This window comes from Alphaproteobacteria bacterium LSUCC0719, from assembly GCA_040839025.1.
GTDB lineage: Bacteria > Pseudomonadota > Alphaproteobacteria > Puniceispirillales > Puniceispirillaceae > UBA8309.
Genome location: JBFPJN010000007.1, coordinates 147,362 through 154,631, shown reverse-complemented (window position 1 = coordinate 154,631; position 7,270 = coordinate 147,362). Strand labels below are relative to the sequence as shown.

Annotated in this window: 7 protein-coding genes; 5 read left to right on the top strand and 2 right to left on the bottom strand. The window is 49.9% G+C overall.

Annotated elements, in window-relative coordinates:
* Positions 1-160 precede the first annotated feature (160 nt).
* The 4 genes from AB3X55_12645 to AB3X55_12630 all read left to right on the top strand — a co-directional run bounded on the left by AB3X55_12645 (position 161) and on the right by AB3X55_12630 (position 2,731).
* Positions 161-487, top strand: coding sequence for a DUF6538 domain-containing protein (locus AB3X55_12645; protein ID MEX0504438.1), 327 nt, complete (start codon positions 161-163; stop codon positions 485-487).
* Between the two features lie 173 nt (positions 488-660).
* Positions 661-1,611 carry a glycosyltransferase family 2 protein gene (locus AB3X55_12640; protein ID MEX0504437.1) on the top strand — a complete coding sequence of 317 codons (951 nt, stop codon included), beginning with the start codon at positions 661-663 and terminating at the stop codon, positions 1,609-1,611.
* A gap of 13 nt (positions 1,612-1,624) precedes the next feature.
* Positions 1,625-2,341 carry a methyltransferase domain-containing protein gene (locus AB3X55_12635; GenBank protein ID MEX0504436.1) on the top strand — a complete coding sequence of 239 codons (717 nt, stop codon included), beginning with the start codon at positions 1,625-1,627 and terminating at the stop codon, positions 2,339-2,341.
* A gap of 12 nt (positions 2,342-2,353) precedes the next feature.
* A complete protein-coding gene (locus AB3X55_12630; protein MEX0504435.1) occupies positions 2,354-2,731 on the top strand; it encodes a GtrA family protein in 378 nt (125 codons plus the stop codon).
* A 3-nt stretch (positions 2,732-2,734) separates the two neighbouring features.
* Here the strand turns inward: AB3X55_12630 and AB3X55_12625 are convergent, their stop codons facing one another.
* Positions 2,735-4,555, bottom strand: coding sequence for a hypothetical protein (locus AB3X55_12625; protein ID MEX0504434.1), 1,821 nt, complete (start codon positions 4,553-4,555; stop codon positions 2,735-2,737).
* A 492-nt stretch (positions 4,556-5,047) separates the two neighbouring features.
* On the opposite strand from AB3X55_12625, the gene AB3X55_12620 reads away from it, so the two are divergent.
* Positions 5,048-5,839, top strand: a complete 792-nt coding sequence (locus AB3X55_12620) for a glutathione S-transferase family protein (GenBank protein MEX0504433.1) — start codon at positions 5,048-5,050, stop codon at positions 5,837-5,839.
* Positions 5,840-5,881: 42 nt separating this feature from the next.
* Here the strand turns inward: AB3X55_12620 and AB3X55_12615 are convergent, their stop codons facing one another.
* A complete protein-coding gene (locus tag AB3X55_12615; protein ID MEX0504432.1) occupies positions 5,882-7,252 on the bottom strand; it encodes a tetratricopeptide repeat protein in 1,371 nt (456 codons plus the stop codon).
* Positions 7,253-7,270: the final 18 nt, after the last annotated feature.

The window sequence follows — 7,270 nt, the reverse complement described above, 5'->3', positions numbered from 1 at the left end:
AAACAGGTTCGCGGGATTCAGAATCCGCAGAGTTGCAGGCAAGCACACAGGATAAGCCGCTTCCCGAGCGCGCCATTTCCAAAGCTTCAAGGTCCGTGGGCCGTGGTTCAAGTGACTGTTTCCAAACGATTAACGTTCTGGAACAGGAGCTTGTGTTTGCATGGTGTGGGTAAGGTCTCCGGTATACTTTTACAATCGCAACGGCACGTACTACTTCTCTCGTGCTGTTCCTTCTGATCTTCGTCATCGCTTTCCCAAGCGGAAGATCGAGGTCTCCCTTCGCACAAAGTCAGAATCAAAAGCTGTCAGATCTGCTGCCGCCCTGTCCGACAGGCTGGAGCGATACTGGGACAGTTTTTGGCGGGACGCTGACAGGCACTCCTCCAGCGCGTCCGTACCCCGCACCGCTGCCGTGGCCAATCAGGCCCGAACCGTCACACGACACCGGTGGTCTCATTGTCTTTTGTCAGTATCAATCGTACCCTAAATTTACGATATTAACATACTGTTTTTGCATGCTAAATTCAGGGATGAAATAACATAAATGCCATCGATAATTTGACGTTTCATTGTTAAATCACATTGCATTTATGACGGATTTGTGATGTTTGTATCGCGAGTTGGGTTATCTGTATCCTTCGAGTTTTTTTGGTGTAGCGGGTGAACGAAAAACCCAAGACGATAAGCTTGATCATTCCGGTTCTGAATGAAGAAGACACCGTGGCTGGCTTTATAGCGGAGGTGGCCGGTCACCTTAGCGATATTCGCGACTATCGTTTCGAATATATCTTCGTCGACGATGGTAGCACTGATAATACATTGCCGAGGCTTCGTGAATTTGCCGCCTCTGGCATGCCAGTGCAAATCATCGAGCTAAGCCGCAACTTTGGCAAGGAAGCAGCCTTGTCGGCTGGCATTGATCATGCAGGGGGTGATGCGGTCATTCCCATTGATGTCGATCTTCAGGATCCGCCACATGTTATCGTAGACATGATTGCCAAATGGGAAGATGGCTGGGAAGTGGTTCTTGCACAGAGATCTGATAGATCGAATGATTCTCTAGCCAAGAGCCAGAGCGCCCGGCTTTTCTACTGGATCCACAACCGGTTTAGCTCGCCTGGCATCCCAACAAATTGCGGTGACTTTCGATTGATGGACAAAGTCGTGGTAGCCGCCCTGCGACGACTGCCAGAGAACCAGCGGTTCATGAAGGGTTTGTTCGCCTGGGTTGGATTCCGCACTACTTCTGTAAGTTATGTGCGTGAGACGCGTTCTGCAGGGCAGTCAAAATTCAATTTTGGTCAGCTTCTGGATTTTGCCATTCAAGGCTTTACCAGTTTCAGCCTTGCCCCCCTTCGACTATGGCATATTCTTGGACTTGTGGTGTCATTAATGTCGTTAGTGTTTGCGACATTCATAGTTGTGCGGGTTCTCGTCTACGGCATTGATGTGCCGGGTTACGCATCACTGATGGTCGTGTTGCTGTTCCTTGGCGGGATGCAATTGATTGGCATCGGTGTGCTTGGCGAGTATCTTGGGCGTAGTTACTTCGAGTCGAAACGTCGTCCGGTTTACATCATCCGCAAAATTCATTCTGGCGAGGACTATTGAAGGCTCATCAGCAATGGATCTGAAGGAACTTGAACTTGCTGGAGATGATGCGGCGAACCATTGGTATTATCGTTCCAAATCTGAAATGATGCTTTCGCACCTGTCAGGATTGAAACTGGACAGCGTAATGGATATCGGCTCTGGATCAGGGTTTTTTGCCCGGCAGATACTGTCGCAAACCACTTCCCTTAGGGTCACCTGTGTGGATCCTGGCTACGCGTCCGACACTGCAGAGCAGATTGGGAACAAGACGCTTCGCTTTACCAAATCTGTCCAGAGCACCGATTGCGACCTGATGGTGATGATGGATGTCCTAGAACATATTGAGGATGATACAGGCTTCCTTAATTACTATGCAGGTATTGCGCACCCTGGAACACATCTGTTCGTGACTGTTCCCGCATTTCAATTCTTATGGAGTGGTCATGACGTCTTTCTAGAACATTTCCGACGCTACACACTTGATAGCCTGACCGAACTTGTAAGCGGCGCTGGCTTCAAGATTATACAATCACATTATTTCTTCGGCGCGGCGTTCCCGTTCGCAGCGGCAATGAGGCTGAAAGAGCGGATAGCTCCAGGTGGATCTCCACAAAGCAATATGCGTGTTCATGGCAAACTGGTGAACCAGATTGCCTATCGGATATGTCGGGCCGAAACGGCGCTGATGAAACTAAACAAGCTTGCTGGTCTCAGTGTTGTTATGCTGGCCCGTAAATCTGATGGCTAGGCAGTAGAAGCCGTGTCTTTTCTGTCACGCTTCGTCAAGTTTGGCCTCATTGGCGTTGGCGTGACCGCCATTCATGTGGTGGTCGCAGCTACGCTCGTTGAATCGTCTATGGCCGCGCCTTCCACAGCAAACGGTATTGCTTTTATCATTGCCGCCACCGTTTCGTTCATGGTCAATGCGCGCATTACCTTTGGGGCAAAACTGGAAGTCCGTTCCTTTATTCGGTTTCTCAGTGTCACAGGCGCCTGCGGTGGATTATCCGCGGCGATCGCCGCAGTTGCCGATGCACAGGGCCTTGATTACCGAATTGGAATTGTGGCGGTGGTCGCCACCATACCGGTTCTGTCATTTCTGCTTCATAACTTCTGGAGTTTCAGACAGTTAAAATGAGCCTCAGGACGCCTTGTCAACGGCATCATCTAACGGCCGTCGGCGGCGCGTCCACCATATCCCGCCAATCATAGTGGCAATTGTGATTGCGAACGCTGCACCAGCAACCAAATTCAGCACACTGCGAAGCGCAGAAGTCTTTGCCGACAAATTACCATAGACAGTCAGCAACTGAAGATCATTGAACTGTTTGGCATTGAAATGTGCTCCGGGACGACAGGTGTTTTCGTCAGGATATACATAGCAGGACGGGTTCTTCATCGGCAGGAACCCGTTCTGGTCGGGTATGTTGATGGCGCCGACGCGAAGATATCGGCGGTCAAGATTTTCGAGGCGGTAGCCAAACATCGGCTCATAACAAAAGGCATTCGACAACCCGTCAACAAACATATGGTCAAAATCCGAGGAGACAACTGCCTGCCGCGTACCGTCTTTGTTTGTCTTGATCGGGGCCCCTACAGCAAAGATCTCTTTGTTTCTGCCGCTTTGCCAAGAATCGACAACAAATGCACGGTCATACCCCTTGGTTTCATGGGCCAAATGGGTGTTGTGGATAAAATATTGCTGTCCGGCAAGAGCGATCGATAGAGTCAAAAGCGGGACGAGATGAACCTTGCTGACATGTCGCCAAGTCCATCCTGCTACCAGACAAAGTGCGGGAAGATAGACGAGAAACCAGCGAAGCATGTTGCTTGAATCACCCAGCAAAGGCGCCGCCTTTAACACTGCATTCCATGATGGTGTGTACACATTCAAGATAATGGGCAAGAGCAGGATGAGGCCAGTTGCTGCGGCCCGCATTGGAGATCCGCGAAGCCAAGCCCACGCCAAATTAACATAGCCGCCCTCGGCGCGATGCCCCATGAAAATGCCACCACCGACCACCAGCAGCCATAAAGGTGACACCGAATAGTTCCATTCATGCCAGCCAAGCGTGAATTTCGCGTTCTGCAAAATATCGTTGAGAAGAACTGTGCCAGGAACCCACAGAACAGTTTGCAGGACCAGCAGTGGAAGATCGGTAAGCGCGACACCCGGAAGCGGGTATAGATCGCGTGGCAAGTTACCAGTGACCGCCAGCATTGCTTCTAGTTTGGGCGCAGACATTAGCAGCGCGGCAACCGACACTCCGCCAAAGACGAGAAGCCAATGGTGGCAGCGCTCAGCAAAGCCACCACAGACAACGAGTAACAGCAGGATCATGGCTGCAATCTGCAATATCATGACGCCCGCACCGCCATAGACGATGGAAGTTGCCAGCAGACTTGCCATGCCACCAAGGGAAATTGCCTGTGCCAACCGCCCCTTGGCAAAGTTCCTGACCGCGAACAGCATCAGCATAGAAACAACCGACGCAAACCCCACATTGAAGAAGGTCAAATGCCCGACTATCATCCGCGTCAGCAGGAACCCACTGAAGGTCATCAATATTCCGCTGATCGCTGCCGACATATGGGGTAGGCCGGCAAATCTTGCACACCCGTAGATTCCCAGGCCAGCCGCGGCTGACGAAAGAACAAAAGTCAATTTAACGCCGGCCACGGGGCCAAACAGGCTTGACAGCAATTGTGGCAGAGACAACGCAACAGATTGTGGATTGGCAAACTCGAAAATACCGGCGCAGAAAGAGGCTGTGTATTCCTTAAGACCTAAGCCGTTAGCAAGATAGAAAAGGTGATTATCAAGTAGCCGGGGCAAAAAATAGGCATAGTCGTGACCGTAGAGGGTAACCAGGTTCCACGCCAGCACTGCCAATGCCAACAGGCAGGTTATTGCGACGGCCACAAAATGCTTTGTGTAACCATCAGAAGAGGAGGAAAGCATAGCTACCTGACATCACTAAATTAGACCAAGACCGTAACTGATTGTTTGCAATGTTTGCAAGGAACTCGTCTTAATCCAGGCTACTAGATTTTCTAAATACCACATCAATAGCAAGGCTGAACCAAGCTAAGTTTAGGGTGGCCAAACTCAAGACCAAAAATTTGCTGAGTTGGCAAATAATCACCCTTCTTCCCCCCATCCATCCTCCGTCTCCGGTCCGAGGCACAAGCAATGCCAAAGCAAGGTCTTACCCTTCTGATCAAATCCATGAAGATTTAGCAGTCATCCCTAATAGTTCTGATCCGAGGTGGCTCAAGATCCGCTGATTGGAATGCACGAAACATTAACCTCAAAGCTCTATCCGTGGACTGCAACCCAGAGTTTAGGTAGGATTTTGCAAGTTGGCCTTTAAGGGCGCTTTTTTAATCTGTTGATATAGATGGGTTCAGTCACGGGATGGCGCTTTGAAACCTTTTGGATGCGGTGATCCTGATGCTTGAGCTCTATTATTTCCCAACAGCCACTTGCGGATATAAGGCACGATTGACGCTAGCCGAAAAGGGCGTTGAATTTGTGCATCGGGTTCTCGACCGTGATGCAGGTGAATTGGTTACACCACATTATTTGAAACTAAATCCGAATGCCGTGGTGCCAACCTTGGTTCACGATGGCCATGTGATTATCGAATCCTCGATTATAATGGTTTATGTCGATGAGGCCTTTGAAGGCCCGGCGCTGCGAACAAATCATGCCCTTGAACGTGCACGCTGTGCAGCTTGGCTCAAAAAAACAGATGATGCCTATCTTCCCGCCCTTGGCGCGGTAACCTACGGCATTTTCCGGCGCAAGGAGGTATTGCGCCAATCACAGGCTGAACTTGATGCCTACTATGCCGCGATCCCCGATCCCCGACGGCGAGCCCAGCGCCGGTCTGTAGTGGAAGATGGCATTCATTCCGGCGAGGTAACCGAAGGGGTGCGCACGCTTGATCGCATGCTTGGCGACGTCGAGGTGGCGTTGCAGGAAACACCCTATCTTTCAGGGGCCAGTTATGGCCTTGCGGATGCCGCCCTGACCCCCTTTGTGTCCAGATTGAACGAGCTTGGATTTGCATGGATGTGGGGTAGTCTGCCGCGTCTTGATGCGTGGTGGCACAAAATTCGGCAGCGAGACTCCTTCGGCACGGTATTCAATGCATTCCCAAATGTGGCTAGACAGCAGGCAATGCTACAGGCTGGTGAAGAAGTTCGCGAAGAAGCCATCAAAATTCTTGCCAGAAAATAGAAGGCTCTTTTTCAGTTGGCCGCAGTTCCAGTGACCGGGCGGTCAGAGCTGATTAGCCATTAGTTTGGACTTAATTTCTTTGAACGCCTTCGTCCACAATCCAGATGACTCCTGCCTGTGAAGGCTCATCGTGGGGTACCACAAGCTATCATTTCTTCCTAGCAACCATCTGAAATCAGGCTTTCGAGGTAAAAGCACATTTACAGGAACACCCAATGCACCAGCCAAGTGAGCAACGCTGGTGTCGACAGTAACCACTTCATCTACCAAAGTGCATAATGCTGCCGTATCTGAAAAATCCTTTAGTGCATCTGCAAAATGCCGGAGGTTACCCTTTGTTTCCAGAATTGATGCATCTTTCTCGCGTATGTCTTTTTGAAGGACAATTATTTCGCAGTCTTCAGGGATTGCTGCCAAAAATTGACCAAGAGGTATGCTTCGATCATGATCATTGGGGTGCGATGGGTTACCACTCCAGACAATGCCAATCCGCATGTTGTGTTGCGGCCCCAGCCTATTAGACCAATCGGCAACCTTAGTCTGGTCAGCTTGCAGATAGGGCGTGACGCGGGGAACCGTCTTCAGCGTTGTGCCCAAAGCGAGCGGCAAACTCATTAATGGGCAATGATAATCAAAAGGGGGAAGTGGCGATCCATCCGCCACCAAAACATCAACGCCTTCAAGACTTTTTGAGAGTTCAAATAGGGCCGTCTGTACTTTAAGGATAACGTTACCACCAAGCGTCTTCACCTCATTGGAAAATCTACTGAACTGAATTGTGTCGCCAAATCCTTGTTCCCAATGCAGAAGTATCGTTTTTCCCTTTAAACTTTCCTTTCCTAGCCAAAGAGACTGACTAAATTTCAGTTTTTGTTTCAGTTCATTCGTGCTCCACCTACTTTCGTACAAGCGCCAACCATTTTCAAAATCCCCGGCCACCAACAATGCTAGAGATTTACAAAATTCCGCGTCTTTAAAACCTGGCTTTGATTGCAGCGCGTGGTCGAATGCATGTGTTGCCAGAGAAACTTCATTGAGGTCCAAAAGGACCTTACCTCTATTCAGATGGGCTTCAGCATTGTGCGCATCCAAGCTGATGGCCTTATCAAATAAGGCAAGTGCCTGGTCGAGATTCCTTGCTTTATGGTGAAGGATCCCAACATTTATGTTCGTGACCGGATTTGCCTGCCCCAGCCTGATGGCAAGGCCTGATATTTCCCATGCGTCCTGAAATTTTTCCTGCATAACAAGAGATGCAAGAAGGTTGGATACAGCTGATTCCCGTTCGGGCATAATATTCAGGGATTGTCGAAAAGCGGCCTCTGCTAACGCCCAATTTTCAAGCTGTGCTTCACCAAGCCCTTCTAGAAAAAAGGCTTTCGCTCTTTCGAATTCATCTGAAGGATCGGCCATGCTCTACAAAAGACATCA

What these genes read in the sequence shown, in the direction of transcription:
- AB3X55_12625 (MEX0504434.1), bottom strand. Translation starts at nt 4,555, where the DNA reads ATGCTTTCCTCCTCTTCTGATGGTTACACAAAGCATTTTGTGGCCGTC.
- AB3X55_12620 (MEX0504433.1), top strand. Translation starts at nt 5,048, where the DNA reads ATGCTTGAGCTCTATTATTTCCCAACAGCCACTTGCGGATATAAGGCA.
- AB3X55_12615 (MEX0504432.1), bottom strand. Translation starts at nt 7,252, where the DNA reads ATGGCCGATCCTTCAGATGAATTCGAAAGAGCGAAAGCCTTTTTTCTA.
- AB3X55_12645 (MEX0504438.1), top strand. Translation starts at nt 161, where the DNA reads ATGGTGTGGGTAAGGTCTCCGGTATACTTTTACAATCGCAACGGCACG.
- AB3X55_12635 (MEX0504436.1), top strand. Translation starts at nt 1,625, where the DNA reads ATGGATCTGAAGGAACTTGAACTTGCTGGAGATGATGCGGCGAACCAT.